General features: G+C 60.1%; 21 protein-coding genes. 10 read left to right on the top strand and 11 right to left on the bottom strand.

Annotated features, from left to right (window positions below):
• Positions 1-204: 204 nt before the first annotated feature.
• The gene (gene rpsT, locus MUN79_RS10990) at positions 205-462 is read right to left on the bottom strand and encodes a 30S ribosomal protein S20 (protein WP_135463256.1); all 258 of its coding nucleotides are present in this window, start codon (positions 460-462) and stop codon (positions 205-207) included.
• A 230-nt stretch (positions 463-692) separates the two neighbouring features.
• On the opposite strand from rpsT, the gene MUN79_RS10985 reads away from it, so the two are divergent.
• Both MUN79_RS10985 and MUN79_RS10980 read left to right on the top strand, forming a co-directional pair.
• Positions 693-1,157 carry an MFS transporter gene (locus MUN79_RS10985; protein WP_244677696.1) on the top strand — a complete coding sequence of 155 codons (465 nt, stop codon included), beginning with the start codon at positions 693-695 and terminating at the stop codon, positions 1,155-1,157.
• Positions 1,124-1,861, top strand: a complete 738-nt coding sequence (locus tag MUN79_RS10980) for an MFS transporter (protein ID WP_244677695.1) — start codon at positions 1,124-1,126, stop codon at positions 1,859-1,861. The genes MUN79_RS10985 and MUN79_RS10980 overlap by 34 nt, the downstream gene beginning before the upstream one ends.
• A gap of 66 nt (positions 1,862-1,927) precedes the next feature.
• Here MUN79_RS10980 and MUN79_RS10975 read toward each other — a convergent pair whose 3' ends face one another.
• Both MUN79_RS10975 and MUN79_RS10970 read right to left on the bottom strand, forming a co-directional pair.
• Positions 1,928-2,374, bottom strand: a complete 447-nt coding sequence (locus MUN79_RS10975) for a DUF4142 domain-containing protein (RefSeq protein WP_244677694.1) — start codon at positions 2,372-2,374, stop codon at positions 1,928-1,930.
• Between the two features lie 8 nt (positions 2,375-2,382).
• A complete protein-coding gene (locus tag MUN79_RS10970; RefSeq protein ID WP_244677693.1) occupies positions 2,383-2,697 on the bottom strand; it encodes a hypothetical protein in 315 nt (104 codons plus the stop codon).
• A gap of 337 nt (positions 2,698-3,034) precedes the next feature.
• Here MUN79_RS10970 and MUN79_RS10965 point away from each other — a divergent pair, with 337 nt between their 5' ends.
• Both MUN79_RS10965 and MUN79_RS10960 read left to right on the top strand, forming a co-directional pair.
• Entirely contained in the window at positions 3,035-3,484 is a 450-nt protein-coding gene (locus MUN79_RS10965) for a YheT family hydrolase (RefSeq protein WP_244677692.1), read from the top strand.
• Positions 3,485-3,504: 20 nt separating this feature from the next.
• Positions 3,505-3,975 carry a YheT family hydrolase gene (locus tag MUN79_RS10960; protein WP_244677691.1) on the top strand — a complete coding sequence of 157 codons (471 nt, stop codon included), beginning with the start codon at positions 3,505-3,507 and terminating at the stop codon, positions 3,973-3,975.
• Positions 3,976-4,266: 291 nt separating this feature from the next.
• Here MUN79_RS10960 and rsmG read toward each other — a convergent pair whose 3' ends face one another.
• The 3 genes from rsmG to MUN79_RS10945 form a co-directional block, all read right to left on the bottom strand.
• Complete coding sequence (gene rsmG / locus MUN79_RS10955; protein WP_244677690.1) at positions 4,267-4,896, bottom strand: 16S rRNA (guanine(527)-N(7))-methyltransferase RsmG; 630 nt, start codon at positions 4,894-4,896, stop codon at positions 4,267-4,269.
• A 152-nt stretch (positions 4,897-5,048) separates the two neighbouring features.
• Positions 5,049-5,672 (bottom strand): RNA polymerase sigma factor, encoded by a 624-nt coding sequence (locus MUN79_RS10950; protein WP_244677689.1) that lies wholly within the window; start codon positions 5,670-5,672, stop codon positions 5,049-5,051.
• Positions 5,663-6,748, bottom strand: coding sequence for a glycosyltransferase (locus tag MUN79_RS10945; protein WP_244677688.1), 1,086 nt, complete (start codon positions 6,746-6,748; stop codon positions 5,663-5,665). The genes MUN79_RS10950 and MUN79_RS10945 overlap by 10 nt, the downstream gene beginning before the upstream one ends.
• Before the next feature lie 246 nt (positions 6,749-6,994).
• Here MUN79_RS10945 and tgt point away from each other — a divergent pair, with 246 nt between their 5' ends.
• The 3 genes from tgt (at position 6,995) to MUN79_RS10930 (ending at position 10,451) form a co-directional block, all read left to right on the top strand.
• A complete protein-coding gene (tgt, locus tag MUN79_RS10940) occupies positions 6,995-8,125 on the top strand; it encodes a tRNA guanosine(34) transglycosylase Tgt (protein ID WP_244677687.1) in 1,131 nt (376 codons plus the stop codon).
• A 172-nt stretch (positions 8,126-8,297) separates the two neighbouring features.
• Entirely contained in the window at positions 8,298-9,374 is a 1,077-nt protein-coding gene (locus MUN79_RS10935; protein ID WP_244677686.1) for an LptF/LptG family permease, read from the top strand.
• 114 nt (positions 9,375-9,488) lie between these two features.
• On the top strand, positions 9,489-10,451 hold the full coding sequence (locus MUN79_RS10930; protein ID WP_244677685.1) for a DMT family transporter: 963 nt from the start codon (positions 9,489-9,491) through the stop codon (positions 10,449-10,451).
• Between the two features lie 9 nt (positions 10,452-10,460).
• On the opposite strand, the gene MUN79_RS10925 is transcribed toward MUN79_RS10930, so the two are convergent.
• Genes MUN79_RS10925 through ispE form a run of 3 tightly spaced genes read right to left on the bottom strand, consistent with a single transcriptional unit; the run spans position 10,461 to position 15,406 of the window.
• Entirely contained in the window at positions 10,461-13,022 is a 2,562-nt protein-coding gene (locus MUN79_RS10925) for a DUF3160 domain-containing protein (RefSeq protein ID WP_244677684.1), read from the bottom strand.
• Between the two features lie 19 nt (positions 13,023-13,041).
• Positions 13,042-14,571, bottom strand: a complete 1,530-nt coding sequence (locus MUN79_RS10920) for a CapA family protein (RefSeq protein WP_244677683.1) — start codon at positions 14,569-14,571, stop codon at positions 13,042-13,044.
• A 25-nt stretch (positions 14,572-14,596) separates the two neighbouring features.
• Positions 14,597-15,406 (bottom strand): 4-(cytidine 5'-diphospho)-2-C-methyl-D-erythritol kinase, encoded by an 810-nt coding sequence (ispE, locus tag MUN79_RS10915; protein ID WP_244677682.1) that lies wholly within the window; start codon positions 15,404-15,406, stop codon positions 14,597-14,599.
• 183 nt (positions 15,407-15,589) lie between these two features.
• Here ispE and MUN79_RS10910 point away from each other — a divergent pair, with 183 nt between their 5' ends.
• The 3 genes from MUN79_RS10910 to MUN79_RS10900 are packed head-to-tail and all read left to right on the top strand — an operon-like array spanning position 15,590 to position 18,063.
• The gene (locus MUN79_RS10910; protein WP_311136710.1) at positions 15,590-16,453 is read left to right on the top strand and encodes a sugar transferase; all 864 of its coding nucleotides are present in this window, start codon (positions 15,590-15,592) and stop codon (positions 16,451-16,453) included.
• Positions 16,344-16,925, top strand: coding sequence for a NeuD/PglB/VioB family sugar acetyltransferase (locus MUN79_RS10905; RefSeq protein WP_311136774.1), 582 nt, complete (start codon positions 16,344-16,346; stop codon positions 16,923-16,925). The genes MUN79_RS10910 and MUN79_RS10905 overlap by 110 nt, the downstream gene beginning before the upstream one ends.
• A complete protein-coding gene (locus MUN79_RS10900) occupies positions 16,918-18,063 on the top strand; it encodes a DegT/DnrJ/EryC1/StrS family aminotransferase (protein ID WP_244677680.1) in 1,146 nt (381 codons plus the stop codon). The genes MUN79_RS10905 and MUN79_RS10900 overlap by 8 nt, the downstream gene beginning before the upstream one ends.
• A gap of 126 nt (positions 18,064-18,189) precedes the next feature.
• Here the strand turns inward: MUN79_RS10900 and MUN79_RS10895 are convergent, their stop codons facing one another.
• Entirely contained in the window at positions 18,190-18,858 is a 669-nt protein-coding gene (locus MUN79_RS10895) for a membrane-associated protein (protein WP_244677679.1), read from the bottom strand.
• Positions 18,859-19,108: 250 nt separating this feature from the next.
• Positions 19,109-20,230 carry a trans-sulfuration enzyme family protein gene (locus MUN79_RS10890; RefSeq protein ID WP_244677678.1) on the bottom strand — a complete coding sequence of 374 codons (1,122 nt, stop codon included), beginning with the start codon at positions 20,228-20,230 and terminating at the stop codon, positions 19,109-19,111.
• Positions 20,231-20,259: the final 29 nt, after the last annotated feature.

The raw sequence follows: 20,259 nt of genomic DNA, 5'->3' as shown, positions 1-20,259 counted from the left end.
GTTGGGCCCGGGCTGCCTGCGGCAACAGGCCTATTCCGGCAATCAGCAAATAGTATAGGTTTTTCATTCCGAATACGTTGCGTGTATCAATTCCGGAAAATATAGAATAAAGCGGATACGTGAGCTATAGCGGCAGCAAACAGAAAAGCCCCGGCGCTTGCGCACCGGGGCTTTCGTATAACAGAGCAGAAAAGTCAGTGGTGCTTAGGCAGCCAGCGACTTCACGAACTTAGCCAGCTTCGACTTGTTGTTGGCGGCTTTGTTCTTGTGAATGATGTTCTTCTTGGCCAGACGATCCAGCATCGACGATACTTTCTTCAGCAGCTCTTGTGCTTCCGAAGCATCGGTGGTGGCGCGCAGCTTCTTAACAGCGGTGCGGGTCGATTTAGCCTGATAACGGTTCAACACGCGCTTCGCTTCGTTGGAACGGATGCGCTTGAGGGCCGACTTATGATTTGCCATGGGTATGGTAAAATTGACGTTCTGCTCGAATTGGGTTCAATTGGGTTGGCAAAGGTAAGCCTTTGGTTTGAAATAACAAATACCTGGTTTGCATTTGCCCTCTCCCACCCCGTTTTGCCCGCAAGATACCGTTTAAAAGCCGATTTGCGGGCTCTTTTTCAAAGCACAGTCATACCACCCGCCCAAAATCTGCTTCTTGCGTCGGCACTTCCTCTTCTGGCAATCTGGCAATGAAATTCCTTACCCGCACCATCTGGCTGCTTTCCCTGGTCAGCCTTTTTACCGACCTAGCCAGTGAAATGCTGTATCCGGTGATGCCGCTGTACTTGCAGAGCATTGGCTTCTCGGTGGTGTTCATTGGGGTGCTGGAAGGACTGGCCGAAGCAGTAGCTGGCCTGAGCAAAGGCTACTTTGGGCAATGGTCTGACCGGCTGGGACGGCGCCGGCCCTTCGTGCAGTGGGGTTACGGGCTCAGCGCGTTGTCGAAGCCGCTGCTGGCCGTGCTGGCCGCGCCCTGGTGGGTATTCCTAGTGCGGGCCCTCGACCGGCTGGGCAAGGGGCTGCGCACCGGCGCCCGCGACGCGCTGCTGGCCGACGAGGCCCCGGCCGGCCGGCGTGGCGCCGTCTTTGGCTTTCACCGGGCCCTCGATACGCTCGGGCCGTGTTGGGGCCGGCAGCGGCGCTGTTCTGGCTGAGCCAGCACCCCGGGCAGTACCGCCTGCTGTTTGTGCTGGCCTTTATGCCGGGCTTGCTGGCCGTGCTGGCTACGCTGCTGGTGCGCGAAAAACGACAGGAGCCCTCGGGTCAGTCAGTGCGGCCGTTCTGGGCCTCGTTTGGCTATTGGCAGCGGGCCCCGGCCAGCTACCGGCGCATTGCTGGGGCGTTGCTGATTTTTGCCCTGTTTAACAGTTCCGACACGTTGCTCCTATTGCTGGCGCGGCAACAGGGTCTCTCCGATCCGGCCGTCATCGGGGTATATATCTTCTACAACCTGATCTATGCTGCGGCAGCATTACCCGCCGGCTTGCTAGCAGACCGCCTAGGACCCACCCGAGTGCTCGTTGTGGGCCTGCTGGTGTTTGCTCTTGTGTACGGGAGTGCTACTCAGGTGCATTCGTGGCAGGCTTTCGGGGCTTTGTTCGGCTTGTATGGTCTGTACGCTGCCGCAACCGAAGGCGTGGGCAAAGCGTGCCTGAGCCGACTGTGTGCGCCCACCGATAAAGGAGCGGCGTTGGGCACCTTCGCGGGCCTGAGTAGCTTGGCAGCCCTTGTCGCTAGCACGCTGACTGGACTAGTGTGGCAGATGCTGGGAGCCCCAGCCGCTTTTGGTCTTTCCGCCGTAGCGGCTCTGGGCGTAGCGCTGTTTTTAGGCATGAGTGCCCGGTACGACAAACAATAGCCCCGCCGCGCACAAGGCACGAACGGGGCTACAGTTTGCCCGATCAACGGGCCGATATGCGAAGGGTTAATCCACCTTCTTCTCTAGCTCATCAGCCATGGTGTGGTGCGAGCGAAGCATAGGCAGTGTTTTAGTTGCAAAAGACTTCACCGCTGGCGTTTCAGCACCCTTGCTTTTCACCTCAAACATGGTCACGTCCATCTTGTGAGCGGTTTCCATGGCATCCATATACGCTTCATCAAATGCTTTGCCCGACTTGTTCATCAACTGGTCGGCCATAGCCTGGTGAACCGGCATCAAGGCAGTAGGCATGGTCACGCCCAAGGGCATAGCTACCGTTTTAAGTTCCTGGGTGGCCTTGGTGTGGTGGTCAACCATCATCTGACCAAACTTCTTCACGTCCGCATTGGTCGATTTCTGCAGGGCAAGTTTTCCCATCTGGATTTCCAGCATGTTGCTGCTGGCTGCCGTCATCAGGAAGGTGGGGTCGGGCATGGTGGCGAAAGTGGCCACAAAAGCATTCAGGTCGGTAGCGGGGCACTGGCGGAGCCGGCTGCCGTACCAGTACTGTTCATGCCGCCGGTGTTGCCTACGGCATTGGCGCCTACCGTGGTGGGCGATACGGCCGAGCCAACGCCGGTATCAGCTACGCCGCTGCTGGTGCCTACCGATGGGGTGGAGCTGCCCGAAGTAGAACCGGACGCAGCCATATCCGTGCTGGTGCCGGTGGAACTGCCCGAGGTGGAGCCGGAAGAACTCATGCCAGTATTGGTGCTGCTGCAGGCAGTGCCGAATAACAGTGCGCTGCCTACCAAAAGTTGAGGAATTACTTTCATCGTTTTCATAGAGTTAGTTGTGAGATCATAGCCTTATACGAAAGTTGAATTATGAGGACGCTAGTGTTCAGCTTTTTAGTGCGGTAAAATCATTACCAGCAAACTACTTCCCCTTCTGCCCACGCATAGCTCATTGCCGGTGTCAGCTTACTTCAGCCGCGAACCTTCTTTCGTGATTAGTGCTTTTTAACTGGGTAAACTCCTGGAAGCGGCTTGCATGAATCGTATGCATGCCTACCTTTTCTGCGTATCTTTCCCGGGCGGCTGGTCCGCTATTGGTACTGTTTTGCTGTCGTATGCCACTTATTGCTCATTCCCGCTATCAGCCCCGTTTTATATGTTCAATGGTCATGTGCAGACCATTGTACCCAGCCTGTGGCGCTCCGTTCCCGACGTGACCTACCAGCGGGAGCGGGTCGAGACGCCCGACGGCGACTTTCTGGATCTGGACTGGTCGCGCCAGGCTGCCGGCTCCGCCGATACCCTAGCTATTGTGTCGCACGGGCTGGAAGGCGACGCGGGCCGGCCCTACGTGCGCGGCATGGTGCGGGCCCTCAAGCGCGCCGGCCTCGATGCCCTGGCCTGGAACTACCGCAGCTGCAGTGGGGAAATGAACCGCCTGGTGCGCTCCTACCACCTCGGCGATACCGACGACCTCGACTTTGTTATCCGTTATGCCCTGGCTACGGGCCGCTACCGCCGCATCTTCCTGACTGGCTTCAGCGCCGGCGGCAACGTGACGCTGAAGTACCTGGGTGAAAATCCAGACCGGGTACCCGGGAAGTAGCGCGGGCGGCCGTATTCTCGGTGCCTACGGATTTAAAATCCAGCTCCTACCAGATTTCCAAGCCCGAAAACCGGATTTACTTGGCGCGTTTCCTCAAGTCGCTGCGGGCCAAGATGCGGCAGAAGGCGGCGCTGCTGCCCGGGCAGATTGACGTGGAGAATCTGGAGCTGCTGCGGGACTTTCCCCAGTTCGACGACCGGTTTACGGCCCCGATGCACGGATTTAAGTCGGCCGATGATTACTACGAGCAATCCAGCTCGGGGCGCTACCTGGCTACCATTGCCATTCCTACGCTGCTGGTGAATGCCGAAAATGACCCCTTTCTGGCTCCCTCCTGCTTCCCACGCGACGTGGCGGCAGCCTCAAAGTTCGTGTTTCTGGAAACGCCTCCCGAAGGCGGCCATGTTGGATTCGCCGAAGGCACTCCGGATGGCGAATACTACTCTGAGCGGCGCGCCGTGGAGTTTCTGATGGCCGAAGTACCGGCCTAAGCTGATGTTCAACGGGTCCTTGCGAGCAACGCGAAGCAATCCGTCCTCTAAAATGTGCTGAATTACCTAAAGTGAAAAGCCCTTCCCCGTGCGAAACGAGAAAGGGCTTTCTAGGTAAAGAGCATTAGTCACTAGCAGAGGACGGATTGCTTCGCAAGCTCGTAATGACGAGAAAGAAAAGAGCTTTCTGACGGAAGGCATGACAATCTTCGCAGCAGACGGATTGCCGCCGCTTGATACGCGGAATGTCCTTCTTCCTGGCAATGACACGCGTTTTCACAGTAGCAGAGGCTACCGGCCGTCGGATGTGGTGGGGACAAAGACGACTTTTTTGGTTTCGAAGAACTCCTCCTGAAAATAGTCGCTGAGGTTGTGCACGTGGGCAATGAGGCCGGACTCCTCGATTTCCTCGGTCAGGTCGCCGCCTTTCAGGTAATAGAGGCCGGTAGTAGCATCGCCCTGGGACTTGTAGCGGTGGGCAATCCAGGGGTGGAAGGTGGCCAGGCGGGCTACGGCGCGGCTTACCACGTAGTCGTATTTGGCGCGCACCTGCTCGGCCCGGGTTTGCTCGGCCGTGAGGTTGTGCAGGCCCAGGGTATGAGCCATTTCCTGCACCGCCCGGATTTTCTTACCGATGCTGTCGACGAGGTGAAATTTCACTTCGGGAAACAGAATAGCCAGCGGCAAGCCCGGCAGGCCGCCGCCGGTGCCCACGTCGAGCACCGAAGAGCCGGCGGGAAACTGCACCACTTTGGCAATGCCCAGGGAGTGCAGAAAGTGCCGCTCGGCGAGGTTATCCACATCGGTGCGGGCTACCAAGTTGAGGCGCTCATTCCAGCTGCGAAACTCGGTTTCGAGCTGGGCAAAATGCCGCTTTTGGTGGTCGGTAAGGTCGGGAAAGTAGCGGGCCAGAATATCCATTGAGGCAAAGATAGGGATGCAAGGCGGTGAGTGGCGTGTTTAGAAGCCTAAACCCAGACCGTCATGTCTCCCGCTGGTCGACATGACGGTCTGGGTTGGAAAAAAACATAGACACAAAAAAGCCCCGACTTACGACGGGGCTTTTTGTATGCTTAGATGATGTGCTTCTTGTTTTTCACCATGTCATAGAGCAACTCCCGGGCGCGGTGCAATTGGGCTTTCACGGTGCCGAGCGGGGCTTTCAGCTCGGTGGCAATTTCCTCGTAGCTCAACTCATCGAAGTAGCGCAGCGTCACGAGACGCTGGTATTTATCGGGCAGCCGGGATACCACGTGCTGCATGATTTCGATTTTCTGGTTTTTGATGGCCGACTCCTGCGGGTTCAGGTTCTGGTCGCGGAAGTCGATGGTGATTTCGTCGCCATTGTCGATTTTGATGGCCGAGTCAATTGACATCGTCTTGATTTTATTCTTGCGAATAAAGTCAATGCAGTTGTTGGTGGCAATTCGGAACAGCCAGGTGCTGAAGGCGTACTCCGGGTTGAACTTGTGCAGGTTGCGGAAAGCTTTGGCGAAAGCCTCGATGGTCAGGTCCTCGGCGTCGTCGGGGTTGCGCACCATTTTGAGCACCACGTGGTACACCGGCTTCTTGTAGATCTGCATCAGCTCGGCGTAGGCCTTTTCGTCGGCCTGCTCCACGGCGGCGCGAATCAGCTTGAAGTCGTGCTTGGCTTTAGCAGAAAACTGCTTTTGAATTTCCTGATTGTTTACTTCCATCGGAGGTTACGGTAGAGGAACAGCGAAATTCCCAGAGCTAGATAGTAAAAAAAATAAACAGCGTCGAGAACGGGCAACAAAGCTACGGGTAGCCGGTCATCGAGTCGTTGGCCAAGCTTGGCATATGCAACACATATGACCGAAGTACGAATACCCCACAAGGCCGTCAAAGGTACCCAATCGGGGCGGGAAAACAGCAGCACCAACGTTGTGAAATAAAAAAGCAGATTAGTGCCAATAAAGTTTCCGATTCTTATTCGATCGGCAAGCCGGTAGTGCCGGCCGGCCGACAAATGCCGTCGTTTTTGACGCCACCATGCTTGCCAGGTTTCGGCTGGTACACTCAGGGTGTGCGCAGCTGGCTCGGCCTCAACAACCACCCGCTGCCGCTGCTGCACGGCGTCCTGCACAAACAGGTCGTCGTCGCCGCCGAGGCTGCGGATATGGGAAGCAAAGCCTTTGGTTGCGCGAAAGCACTGCTGCGTATACGCCAAGTTTCGGCCCACGCCCATGTAGGGTTGCCCCCGCCACGCGAAGGACAGATACTGTGCTCCGGTGAGCAGGGTTTCAAAACGGACGAGTTTATTTAAAAATCCGGGCGCTTCGGCGTAGGCCGAATAGCCCAGAACGACGTCGGCCGGCCGCGAGAAGCCGCGCTGCATCAGCCGAACCCACTGATTAGAAGCCGGAATACAATCGGCATCGGTAAAAAGCAGACGCGGATGACGGGCCACTTTTATTCCCAAGGTCAGCGCATATTTTTTTGGCGACAGGCCTTCCGGAGTCTTATCGACGGACACCAAACGCACGTTGGGGTAGTACTGGGTGAGCTGCTGCACGTACAGATATGTGTCGTCGCCGCTGCGGTCATCGATGAGGACAATCTCGAAGCCAGCGGGGTAATCCTGCTGCAAGAGCAAGGGAAGCAGACGGCGCAGGTTTTCCAGCTCGTTGTGGGCGCAGACCAGAATCGAAACGGGCTCGGCATCGGCCTCCGGACCGGCGGGTGGCGCAGTTTCGGGCCGGAGGGCGAAGGGCAAAAAATAATAGGCCGCGTAGCCCAGCTGCACCAGCACCGAGGCCAGCAGCAGCCAGATGGCGGGAGAAAAAGGGACGGACAACGCGTAGAAATTGGGTAAGTGGGCAAAAGTAGGTATTCAACACGAGGGAACCGTGGTAAGGGTTTACCTTTGCAGATCATTACGACTTTCACGCCGGATCTTAAGGAGTAAAACCGTCGGGTTGGACAGTGCTTTGTAGAGCGACACTGTGAGACCCGGCGCTTATCACCGCGAAACCCTGCGTGAAACTGACTTCCCAGCATGACCTTCGATTTAGTAGCGCACGACCCCCAATCCAAAGCCCGCGCCGGGGTGGTACACACGGCCCACGGCGCCATTCAGACGCCCATTTTTATGCCAGTGGGCACGGCCGGCACCGTGAAGGCCGTGCAGCAGCGCGACCTGAAAGACGATATCAAAGCCCAGATTATTCTCGGCAACACTTACCACTTGTACCTACGCCCGGGCCTCGACGTGCTGCGCGCCGCTGGCGGCCTGCACAAGTTCAACGGCTGGGACCGGCCTATCCTCACCGACTCGGGCGGCTACCAGGTGTACTCGCTCAGCGGCACGCGCAAGATCAAGGAGGAAGGCGTCAAGTTCCGCTCCCACATTGATGGGAGCCAGCACCTGTTTTCGCCCGAGGGGGTGATGGACATTCAGCGCACCATCGGGGCCGACATCATGATGGCCTTCGACGAGTGCACGCCCTGGCCCTGCGAGTACGACTACGCCGCGCGCTCCCTGGACATGACACACCGCTGGCTCAAGCGCTGCATCGAGCGGTTCGACAGCACCGAGGGCCACTACGGCTACGACCAGACGCTGTTTCCCATCGTGCAGGGCTCGACGTTTAAGGATTTGCGAGTGAAGTCGGCCGAGTTTATCGCCGAGCAAGGGCGCGAGGGCAACGCCATCGGCGGCCTGAGCGTGGGCGAGCCGGCCGACATGATGTATGAGATGACCGAGCTGGTCTGCGACATTCTGCCCAAGGACAAGCCCCGCTACCTGATGGGCGTGGGCACGCCGGCCAACATCCTGGAAAACATTGCCCTGGGTGTGGACATGTTCGACTGCGTGATGCCGACCCGCAACGCCCGCAACGGCATGCTGTTTACCACGCAGGGCATCATGAACATCACCAACAAGAAGTGGCAAATGGACTTTGAGCCGATTGACCAGGAATTAGGCGGCTACGTGAGTACGTTTTATTCCCGTTCCTACGTTCGGCACTTGTTTCAGAGCCAGGAAATGCTCGGCCCGCAGATTGCCTCGATTCACAACCTGTCGTTCTACCTCTGGCTGGTGCAGCAGGCCCGGGAGCAAATCATTGCCGGCACCTTCCGCGACTGGAAAGACAAGATGGTGAAGCAGGTCATGACCCGCCTGTAAGGTTAAAAGGCTGTCATTGCGAGGCGGAAGCCGAAGCAATCCGTCCTCTGAAATGTACTGCGCTTTCTAGCTTGACACACCTTTTCTGATAAAGGCTTTCTGGTAAAAGGACATGACTACCTTCGCAAAGGACGGATTGCTTCGTGCCTCGCAATGACACTCAACTTAGTAAATGAAGCTCCTCGATAAATACATACTGCTGAAATTCCTCACCTCGTTTTTCTTTGTCGTGGTGGTGCTGGTGAGCGTTATCTGCGTGATTGACTTCACGGAGAAAAACGACGACTTCATTCAGCACAACCTCTCGGCGGGCAAGATTATTTCGGAGTATTACGTCAACCTGTTTCCGTACTACGCCAACCTGCTCTCCCCCATCACGGTGTTTATTGCGGTTGTTTTCGTGACGGCCCGGCTGGCGGCGCGCACCGAGATTGTGGCTATTCTGGCCAGTGGCGTGAGTTTTCAGCGGCTGCTGGTGCCGTACTGGATGGGCGCTTTCGTCATCGGCGTCATCACCTTCGGCCTCATCGGCTGGGGCATTCCGATGGCCAACAAAACCCGAGTGGCCTTCGAGAAAAAGTACATCAAGAACCCCTACCGCTACGACGCGCGCAACATCCATATCAAGATTGGGCCCAAGGCCTACGTGTATATGGAAAGCTACGACAACGTGAACAACGTGGGCTACCGCTTCGCGCTGGAAACCATTGAGGGCACCACGCTCAAGCGCCGCATGACGGCCGACGCCATTACCTGGGACTCGACGCGCCGGGCCTGGAAGCTCACCCCGCAGCTGGTGCGCACCTTCAACGGGCAGCAGGAAAAGCTGCAGACCATTCCCGCCCGCGACACCACCCTGAACCTTTACCCCAAGGACTTTGCCAGCACCTGGCGCCTGTCCGAAACCCTGACTTTGCCCGAGCTCAACGCCTACATTCAGCAGAAGATTGACCGGGGCGCCGACGATACCCAGGTGTACCTGAGTGAGAAATACGAGCGGTTTGCCTACCCGTACGCCATTTTCATCCTGACCACCATCGGCGTAATTCTGAGTGCCCGCAAGTCGCGGGCCGGGGTGGGTGGGCAGATTGCGCTGGGCTTCGTGCTGGCCTTCGTCTTCCTGATTTTCGTGATTCTGAGCCGCAACCTGGCCCAGGTCGGGGACATGAGCCCCATGCTGGCCGCCTGGGTGCCCAGCATCATTTTCACCGGCATTGGGCTGGCCCTTTACCGCTTCGTTCCGCAATAACAGTGAAATGGTGAGCTGGTGAAATAGTGAGTTTTCTGTTCCGACTGCGCAGCTGGTGCAGCTTGAACGACAACTCACTAGTTCAATATCTCACTATCTCACCACTTCCGCTTTATGCTCAAAGACTACCTGCGTCTGCACTTCATCGTCCTGCTGTGGGGCTTCACGGCCATTCTGGGCAAGCTGATTTCGCTGCCGCCGGTGGAGCTGGTGTTCTGGCGCACGTTGCTGGCTTCGGCGGGACTGGGCGGACTGCTTGTGCTGCGCAAGCAGAACTGGCGCTTGCCGCCGGCCCAAGCCCTGCGGCTGCTGGCCGTGGGCTCCCTGGTGGCCGTGCACTGGATTACCTTCTTCTTAGCGGCCCGGCTATCCTCGGTGAGCGTGTGTCTGGCGGGCCTGGCCACCCTGGCGCTGTGGACGTCCTTGCTGGAGCCTCTGCTGCTTTGGCGGCGGGTGCGGGCTTACGAAGTCGGGCTGGGCCTGCTCACGATGGTGGGCCTGTACCTGGTGTCGCAGGCCGAACTAGACCAGCTGCTGGGTTTGGGCGTGGCCATTATTTCGGCGGGATTATCAGCGCTTTTTAGCGTGCTCAACTCCAAGCTGGTTAAGCAGCACACGCCGCTCAAGCTCACGTTTTACGAAATGGCCGGTGCCTGCCTGAGCATTGCGCTGTTCTTTCCAGTGTACAGCCGCTATTTTACCCAGGGCCAGGGGCTGCACCTCCGTCTGCAAATGAGTGGCTTTCCGGCGCCCTGGTCGTGGGTCGGCGACTGGTTCTGGCTGCTGCTGCTGGCCGGCGTGTGCACGGTCTACGCCTTTTCCTCGTCGGTGGAATTGATGAAGCGGCTGTCGGCTTTCGTCATCAACCTGACCATCAACCTGGAGCCCGTGTACGGCATTATTCTGGCCGTGCTGATTTTTGGGTCTCAGGAAAAGATGTCGACCGGCTTTTACCTGGGCACATGCATCATTTTGCTTAGCGTGCTCATTCATCCCATCCTCGACCAGTGGAACCAGCGCCGGGCCCGGCGCCAGCATCAGCCCGTGCCGGAGCAGGTGGTTGTGACGAATCCGTAAGGCTTTTAGCTAGTCAAACCGGCCGCCTTCCTTGCTGGCCAACTGTTTGACGGGCACAATAAACTCCTGCAGCCAGATGGGCCGGGCCGGAGCCTGCTGCCCGAGCTGGGCCTGCCACTCTTCGTCGGTGAGGCGCTCCTTGCTGATAAACTCGTAGTAGCTAAAGGCCGCGCCCCGGGCCAGCACCGGCGCGCCCTCAATGTCGACTACCACATACAGGGCGTCGACGGCGCCCACGGCTTCTTCCAGCACTTCCTGGTTAAAGCTGTACACATCGGCTACCAGGGCCACGTGCCGCTCCCGGTCGGGCAGCTGCTGGGTTTTGAGGATGCGGAAAGTCAGGGTTTCCACTTCTCCGCCAATCCAGGTCAGCTTTTCCATTTCCTCCACCGTTAGCCGCTCGTGCCGGATTTCCTTGGCACTGATGTCGCGCAGGCGGGTTATGAGCTCCCGGATTTCTTTGTTGAGCCCGGCCAAGTGGGCGGTGTTGGCGCGCAGGCGGGTCAGGCTGCGGTCTTGTTGGGTGAGCAAGGCCAGAGCTGCCTCCCAGAACGGCAGGTTGGGCTCTACGTAGCTCAGGTGGCGCGGCGGTGGCGGCCCCCCGCCGGGCCCGCCGGCTTCGGCGCCCGAAGGCTGCTCGGTGTAAAGCAGCAGGTCGTGCTTGAGTTCGGCCCAGCCGCCCAAGGCCGTGCTCAGGTTGCGCTTCTGCCAGGCCGGAGTGCGGGCAAAGAGCGGCAGCTGCTGTGGCGCGGGGGCCGGCGCGTTGAGCGCCAACAGCAGCTGCATGGTCTTGGTATACAGGTTCTGGTCCCAGTTCTTGAAGCCCGCGAACTGCCGCTGCAGCGCCCGCAGCGTGTCAGGGTAAGCCGGCCAGCGGGAAGCTTCCCGGTACTGAGTAAGCAGGATATCCTGGGCAGTGCGGTTGCCGAAGGTGGCGAATACGTCGAGGCCCTTGGGAAACGGCCGGGGCGGGTCCTGCCGGGGCTTGGGCCGCAGCACGTTGGTCAGGCGCGACAGTATTTCTCCATCAAAAGTGTAGCGGCCGGCCGTAAACAGCAGCTTGGGACGCTCCACCGCCACCGTCGCGTGGGCCGAGGCACCCTTCACCCGGATTCGGTCGGTGCCGGCGGCCACCAGTTCCCGGCGAATGACGGCCAGCGTGGCCGGAGCCGAGAGCTGGTCGAGCGTCTGGCCGGGGTAGCGGGTTTTGAGCAGACGCAGCAGGTGAGTCAATGAGCGGTTGTCCTCGTCGCCGACCAGCACGTCCAGCACTTGGGTCAGATTTTCAAAGCCGCGCTGCCCGGCTGTGCTGCCCGCCAACGCCTGAGCCAGGGCCACGGCGCGCAGCACACCGGCGTCGGAATCCAGAAACACGGGGGCCGAGTTCAGCCATTTTACCGTCCGGAAATAGCGGCGCGTGGTATCGTTGCGGGTATACATGCCCCGGGGCTTGCACACGGCATAGTCGAAGAGCGTATCCTGCAGCAGCACCGACTGACGGCCTTCCGCCACCGTGCACAAGGCCACTTCCCGAGCTGCGGCAGCGGTATAAGCGCCACTGGCGGGCAGCGGTGCGCCGGTGAGCAGGGCCCGGGCCACGCCGTAATAGGCCACGGCCCACTCGGCTGCGTCGCGGGCCTGGGGCTGCTGGGCGCCTTGGGCTAGTTGTTGGGCCTGCCCCACGCCCTGACTTAGCACGGTAGCCACCACGGGGCCCAGGCGCTGCTCTTCCACGTCGCTCAGAATGCCGTTCAGGTACTTGTGCAGCAGCTGCAGTACCAGGTCGGTGGTAATAAAGTTGGGGGTAAAATCGTACTGGTTCTGGTCGTAGATGTAGAAAAGCTGCTCTTCGCGGGTGGGCACCAGCACGAAGTTGTTGCGGTTGAGCACCGCGCGCATGGGTGGCGTCACCAGCAGGTCACGCTGATTCGTGACGTAGTCGAAGCCCACCATTGCGTAGCCGTTCTGCCGGGTTTCGCGCTGTTGCAGCAGCTCGGTTTCGCGGGCGTGCACGCGCTGCACAAAGGCCAGTTCCTGCGGGTTGAGCGGCACCTGCATCACCGAATCGGCGGGCTGCAGTTCCCGGCCGGTGCTGTCGGTAATGGCCTCGCTCCACACGGGCCGGTACCAGCTTTGCTTGCTGAAATACTGCCGCGCCGTGACGTTCAGAAAGCAGTAGCCGTTGCGGGCGTACACCGTGTTGCGCAGCAGTAGCAGGTCGAGGTAAGACTTGCCGGCCAGGCTTTGGTTATAGTCGAAGGTGGGCAGCGGGGCCTGGTGGGCACTTTCGGGGCTGAACTCCCGGTAGTAATCTTCCTCGTAATACTCTTTGATGTAGGGCCGCTGGTAGTAGCTGGTCAGCAGCTGCTTATTGGCGGCGGGTAGCACGTGCACTTTCTCCCCGAAGCCATTATCGTGCACCGAAGCCGTAAGCTGTGGCACAGCCGACACCGGGGCTGCTGCCGGGCCCGGGGCCACGGGTTGAGCAGCGGGCCGCAGCCAGAAAAATAAACCAGCTCCCACAGCCACGAGCACGGCCACAACGACCCCAATTACTGCGTTACGATTCATTAAAAGGCTGCTTTATAACTTAGATAAACTGAAAATAGGCCGCGTCCAAAGAGCGGCTTTGATGAATAAACCGGTCGAGTGTTAGCCCGAATCCTTGCCAGTAGTAGCGTCCCACGTAGTAGCGGCCATCGGGAGCCCGCTCCAAGGTAAGCACAACGGTGCGTCCATCCGCACGACGCGCCGGCCGAAAATACAGCAGCCGGTGTACTACCTGGGAACCCAGCCAGCGGGGCACCCAGCGGCCTTCCCGCAGCCGGTACACAAACAGGCGCCGGCGCACGGTGGAGTCGAAGCGCGTGGCTTTTATCGGGCCCACCAGCAGGTCTGGCTGCCCGTCATTGTCCACGTCGCCCTGGGTGAAGCGGTAGAGCGGAAAGCCCAGATCCAGCAGCGTGGTCCGAGAATCAACCCTTGTGTGCACTTGGTACTGCCGGGCCCGGGCGCGGTAGCGCAGCCGCGCAGTGGCGGCCGGCTGCGTCCTCGTTGCGGGCAGCGTCAGGTGGCGCGTCATAAACGCTGACGTGGTATCGGCGGGGGTGGCCGGGGCGTTGGGCAGCAGCTGCCAGCCCAGGTCTGGCGCGTCGGCAACCAACCTTACTTTTTTGGCAAGACCCAGCAAACGAGCAGCTAGTGCGGTGCGGGCTGGCGCGTCGGCGGGCTGCGGCAGGGGGCCGCGCAGGCGCAGCGGCCGAATCCAGGTGGCGACTACCTGCCCGTCGCGCACGTCGAAATCGGCCTGCACGGCCAAATCGGCGCCCCTACCCTGCTGGTCGAAGAGAAAGTTGCCGAGGCTGTACAAGATGGGCCGGCCGCGGTAAAACTCCGCCGACTGCACCACGTGCGGGTGCGCGCCGACTACGGCCGCCGCGCCGCAGTCGATAAGGGCGCGGGCCTGCTGGCGCTGGGCCGGCTCAGGCTCAGCGCTGTACTCGGTGCCCCAGTGCAGATACACGATGACAGCCCGGCGGGGAAACAAGGTTTTGTAGGTGGCTACCCGTTCGCAGAGCGCCGCAAAGTCCCGACTGCACAGGCAACTTTCGCCCTTCACGCCCAGGTGCAGGGCAGAATAAGCAAAAACGGCGGCGCTGCTGTCGGGTCCCAGCAGCGTGGGACGGCAGCCGGCCAACGAATCGGCGGCAACGCCCAAACCGGCTATTCCGGCCTGCTGCAATGCCTGGGAAGTAGCCCGCAGGCCCGGGAGCTGCTGGTCGAGCGTGTGGTTGTTGGCCAACGAGAGCTGCGTAAAGCCCAACCGCCGCAGCCACTGCGCGTCTTGGGCCCGCCCCCGAAACGCAAACGCCTTTTGCACGGGCTGACTACCAGTAGCCAGCGGACATTCCAGGTTACCAATTACGTAGCGACTCTGGGCCCAGAGTTGGCGGGTGGTGCGGCGCAACGCGCTACTGTCGCGCTGCAGGGCCGCCGGCACGCCCCGGTCCAGCAGCACGTCGCCCACCACGCTGATGCGCAACGGTGCAGGCTCGGTTGTGCCACAGCTCGTTAATAGCAGACCGACAGCCAAGCCCAGCAGTTGGTAAAAACCGCGCATACGTCCGATCAAAGCCTGCAGCCACCTACAGCCGACCACTCCAAACCTGGTAGTCCGGTGGCCACGTAAGCTGGGGCAACTCGCCCTCCGGAAACAGCCCGTACACCGCTGAGCCTGAGCCCGACAGGCTGGCATACGTGGCTCCTGCCGCGTAGAGTGCGGCTTTTATCTCGCCCAACACCGGGTAATGTGGCGTCAGCGCGTCCTCGAAGTCATTGGTTACCGTGTCGCGCCAGGTCGCCATGGGCTGGGCCAAACTCGGCCGCAACTCGTGGCGGGGCGGACGGGTACCCACGCGGGCGTAGGCTTCGGCTGTGCTGATGTGCAGATTTGGGTACACTACCTGGCAGGCTACCCCCGTCAGATCAAGGGCAATGGGGGCGAATACGTCCCCTTTTTCGTAGGCAAAAACCGGCTTGTTTTCCACAAAAAACGCGCAGTCGGAGCCCAGCCGGCGGGCGTACTGCTGCAGCTGCGCCGTGGTCAGCCGCAAGCTAAACAGCTCGTTCAGGGCCCGCAAAGCAAAGGCTGCGTCGCCGGAACCGCCACCCAGACCCGCCCCGATGGGCACGGCCTTGTGCAAATGCATCTGCACGGGCCGTAGGTCGAAATCAGCCCGCAGTAGCTCGTAGGCCCGCCAGCAGAGGTTGGTAGCCGTGTCGCCCGGAATTGGGATACCCGACAAGCTCAGGGAATTGGCCGCGGCGGGAAGCACTTCCAGCGCGTCGGTCCAGGGCAGGGGCACAAACACCGATTCGAGGTTGCGAAACCCGTCGGGCCGCAGCTCCGTGACGTAGAGGCCCAGGTTGAGTTTGGCGTTGGGAAAGACGAGCATAAGCAAAACAGGCAGAGGCGGAAAGCAAAAAAACCGGGCTCCCAGCGCCTGCGGGTTCAACCACCAGAACCGGAAGTTGAACGCGCCAGGGCCCGGGCACGGCGCAAGCTACTGCCTGCGCTGCACAAAAAGCATATTTTTGCCCATCGGCCCCGGCCACCGACCATGGCTTTTGTTGCGCGTATGCCCGTTTCTGATTCCGCATCCTGGTACCGCCTTTGGGGCAAGCGCGTGCTTGACCTGGCAGTAGCCGTGCCCGCGGCCGTGCTCACGCTGCCCCTGCTACTCGGGGCCGTCGGGCTGCTGGCGCTACAAAACCGCGGGGCCGTGCTGTTTCGCCAGCTTCGCCCGGGCCGGCACGGCGCGCTTTTCACCCTCTACAAGCTCCAAACGATGTCGGACGCCCGCGACGAGGCCGGCCACTTGCTGCCCGATGCCCAGCGCCTCACCCGCCTGGGCCGGTGGCTGCGCGCTTCGTCCCTGGATGAGCTGCCCCAGCTCTGGAACGTGGTGCGCGGGGAGCTGAGTTTGGTGGGGCCCCGCCCGCTGCTGCCCCAGTATCTGCCGCTGTACTCGCCCCGGCAGGCCCGGCGTCACGAGGTAAAGCCTGGTATTACGGGCTGGGCCCAGGTTAATGGCCGCAACGCGCTGGCGTGGGAACAAAAGTTTGAATTCGACGTCTGGTACGTCGACCATGTGTCGCTGGCCCTGGACCTGCGCATTCTGCTGCTCACCGTGCGGCGGGTGCTCGGGGCCCAGGGAATCAGCGCGCCGGGCCAAGCCACTACTGAGGCCTTCACCGGCTCCCCGTCCGCCCTCACCCACCTGTTGCATGACGCTTTCTACCAATTCCACCCCAGCGCCGGAGCCTTTACCCAAGCTGGTGATTTTCGGGGCCGGCGGGCTGGGCCGAGAAGTTTTGGTGCTGGCCCGGCAAATCAACGAAGCCCGGCCCACGTGGGAGCTGACTGGTTTCTACGACGACCAGGCTCCGGCCAACCCTACCATTCACGGCCTGCCGTACTTGGGCAACGCGGCGGCTCTTAACGCTACGACCGAGGACCTGCACGTCAGTATCGCCGTGGGCAATGGTCACAGCCGGGCCGCCATTGCCGGCAGCCTCACCTCGCCGCGGCTGCGCTTTGCCACCCTGGTGCACCCGGCCGTAGCCTGCCAGCCTTACCAGCACATCGAGCTGGGCGAAGGCTGCATTGTCGGCCAAGGCTGCATTCTGACCACCGATATCCGCCTGGGCCGCCACGTGCTGCTCAACCTGGGCTGCACCATCGGCCACGACGCCGTACTCGACGATTTTTGCTCCCTGATGCCCCACGCCAACGTGGGTGGGGAAGCGCACCTGAGCACCGGCGTGTACTTGGGCACCAATGCCACCGTTATCAACCAGGTCCGCATTGGGGCCCGCACCATCGTGGGTGCCGGGGCCGTAGCCGTGCGCGACCTGCCCGCCGACTGCACTGCTGTGGGAGTGCCCGCCACCGTTATCAAAATGCATGCATAGCCAGGATTACGACCGTATTTTCCTTTCCCCGCCCCATCTCGGCCGCCACGAGCTCAACTACGTGCACAAAGCCATTGAGGACAACTGGGTGGCTCCGGCTGGCCCCAACCTCACCGGCTTCGAGCAGGATATCTGCCAGTATACGGGTGCGGCCCACTGCGTGGCACTGTCGTCGGGCACGGCTGCTATTCACCTGGGCTTGATCTTGCTGGGCGTGGGTCCAGGCGACGAGGTGCTCTGCCCCTCATTCACGTTTGTCGCCACGGCCAACCCGATTTTGTACCTGGGCGCCACGCCGGTATTCGTGGACAGTGAGCCGACAACCTGGAATATGTGCCCCGACCGGCTGCGCGAGGCTATCGAAGACCGGCTGCGCAAGGGTAAAAAGCCCAAAGCCTTGATTTTGGTGCACCTTTACGGTATGCCCGCCCTGCTCCAGCAGCTGCTGGCCGTTGCCGAAGCCCATGATATACCGGTGCTGGAAGACGCCGCCGAAGCCCTGGGCTCCCGCTACGACGGGCGCCGGCTGGGCACCTTCGGCCACATAGGCGTTTTCTCTTTTAACGGCAACAAGATTATTACCACCAGCAGCGGCGGGGCGCTGGTTACCAACCAAGCTACCTGGGCCGAGAAAACCCGCTTTCTGGCTACTCAGGCCAAAGATCCGGCGCCGTATTACCAACACTCGACCGTGGGCTACAACTACCGGCTCAGCAACATCCTGGCCGGCATTGGCCGCGGGCAAATGGAGCTGATTGACAGCCGCGTAAAAAGCCGCCGGGAAAATTATCAGTGGTACCAGAAGAACCTGCGCGACGTGCCGGCCTTGCAGTTTGGTCCCACCGAACCGGCTCTGGGCACCTCCAACCGCTGGCTCACCACTATTACCCTCGACCCGGAGCACACTTCTGTTACGCCCGAGCAAGTGCGCCAACACCTGGAAACGCACAATATTGAGTCCCGGCCGTTGTGGAAACCCCTGCACCAGCAGCCGCTTTTCGCTCATGCTCCGCGCTACGGCCAGGCCGTCAGCGCCGACTTATTCGCCCGTGGCCTGTGCCTGCCCTCCGGCTCAGCCCTGACAGAGACCGAATTGCAGCGCGTCGCCAGCGCATTGCGCGAAATTCTGGCTCCCTGATTTCGCCTCTTATTTAGTACATACTCCAGTGGAGCAGTACATATAGTTCACTAGGCAGTACAAGCCGTACAAAAGCAGGGGAAGCTAGTACAAGACTTAAGGACCTGGTATATACTTCGTAGACTGTTACGCGGCCATTCGCGCGTTACTTTGGGGCTTTTCAGGGCCTTTAGCGAGTTGCATCGGGCTCTGGAACACTTTGCGGAGCACAAAGTGAGTTGGCACATAAACCAAGGCCAGTAGGGTCGCCATCCAGCACACCAGGTATACCGGGGCCGGTAGCCAAGTTTGGGCCTGGGCATCGTCGAAGCCGAACACGTAGTTTATGTTGACCGGAATTTTGGGGTCAGACATTACGGTACCAGCGGCGGGCAGCAGAAAATACGCCACCAGACACAAGCTCCAGCCCAGGCCCGTCCAGGCCCACAGGGCGCGCCGGTCGTAGCCCAGGCGCTTCACCAAAAACAGCAGCAGAAACGGCAGCCAGCCGTGGAAGAACGACAGGCCACGCAGAAACAACGACCGGTTGGGGTCAAACATGTAGGACGTCATGCCCACCAGCCGCACGCCCAGCAACTCGCCCAGAAAGTCGGCGCACCAGAAGGCCTGGGGCAGCAGAATCCCGACGGCGGCCATAGAAGCTGGCAGCGCCGACTCCGTCCACAGACTGATAAAGCACAGCAGCAGGGCAATGTCGCAGAAATACAGGAAGTTGGTAGCGCCGTAGTTGAGGTAATATACGGGCACCATCACCGCCAGAAAGGCGCTGACAACAAGCTTAAGCGGAAGCGGCAAGCGGGACGAAGCAGAAGCCATGAGCAATGACGTTTGAAAGCGTGAAAGGAAGCCGGATTCAGTCCAGCAGTACCGTAGTACCAGGACGAAATACGGCACCTTCCAGGCAAACGCAACGGCAAAAAACGCTCCTTACAGACTTTTACTTGGGCTGATTTACACTATTACAACCTTGAATATCAATCAACTGACCTCGACTAATCAGACTTAATAAGTTGTCTGCTTCTGTCTATTTCGGCCGGTTTGTCACTTAATCCAGGGCCTGCGCCAGGTCGGCCAAGAGCTCTTCCAGGGGCTCAATACCCACCGACAAGCGCACCAACCCCACGGTAATTCCCAGCTCCTGCTGCTGCTCGGAGCTCAGGTAGCGGTGGGAAGTGCCCAGCGGGTACGACAAGGACGAATCGACGCCGGCCAGGGAGGGCGCAAAGGGAAACCGCTTGGTGCGGTGCATCAAATCATTGACGGCCGAGGCCTCATCCGCCAGCAAAAACGACATCATGCCCCCAAACTGTCCGGCCCCCTGCTCCCGGGCCAGCGCGTGCTGCGGGTGGGCATCCAAACCCGGGTAATTGACCTGCCGCACTTTTGGGTGAGCAGCCAAAAAATGGGCAATGGCCAGGGCGTTGGCACTATGCTCACGCATGCGCAGCCGCAGGGTCTTGAGGCCGCGCACCGCCAGCCAGCTTTCCATGGGGCTTAACGTGAGGCCATAAAATACGCCGATTTGCTTAAGCCGGGCTGCTGTTTCCGCGTCGTTGGTTACCACTACGCCCGCCGTCACGTCGCTGTGCCCGGCAATGTATTTGGTTACGCTGTGCAGCGTAATATCAGCGCCGAGCTCCAGCGGCCGGGTAATAATGGGCGAGGCAAACGTGTTGTCGACTACCAGCTTCAACCCGTGCCGGTGGCACTCGGTGGCCAGGCTCTGCAGGTCGGCTACGCGCAGCAGCGGGTTGCTGATGGTTTCGGCCAGTAGCAGCCGCGTTGTGGGCTGCACAAATTCATCCAGTGTGTAGAGCTGCTCAAACGGCACATACGTGACGGTGATACCCATCCGGCTCAGTTCAGCGTTCAACAATGACGATGAGCCCCCGTAGATATCAGCGGCGCACAGCACATGGTCCCCGGCCTGGCAATAGGCCAAAATAGCAGCAAAAATGGCGGCCATCCCCGAACCCGTAGCAATGGCCCCTACCCCACCCTCCAGCTTATTGACCGCCTCGGCCAGCTCGTCGGAGTTCGGGTTGCCGTTGCGCGAGTACATATACCGGCTGCCCGGCTCCCCAAAATATTGCTCCAGTTCGTTTAAGTCATCAAACTTGAAGACGGAGGTCTGGTAAATCGGGGTGATTTTGGGGGTGATTTTCATGAGCACACGAAGGCAAACGGCGAATATGA

Origin of the sequence: Hymenobacter cellulosilyticus, assembly GCF_022919215.1 — a bacterium.
Classification (GTDB): domain Bacteria; phylum Bacteroidota; class Bacteroidia; order Cytophagales; family Hymenobacteraceae; genus Hymenobacter; species Hymenobacter cellulosilyticus.
The sequence above is the reverse complement of the archived record's forward strand: the minus strand, read 5'-3'. Positions and strand labels throughout refer to the sequence as shown.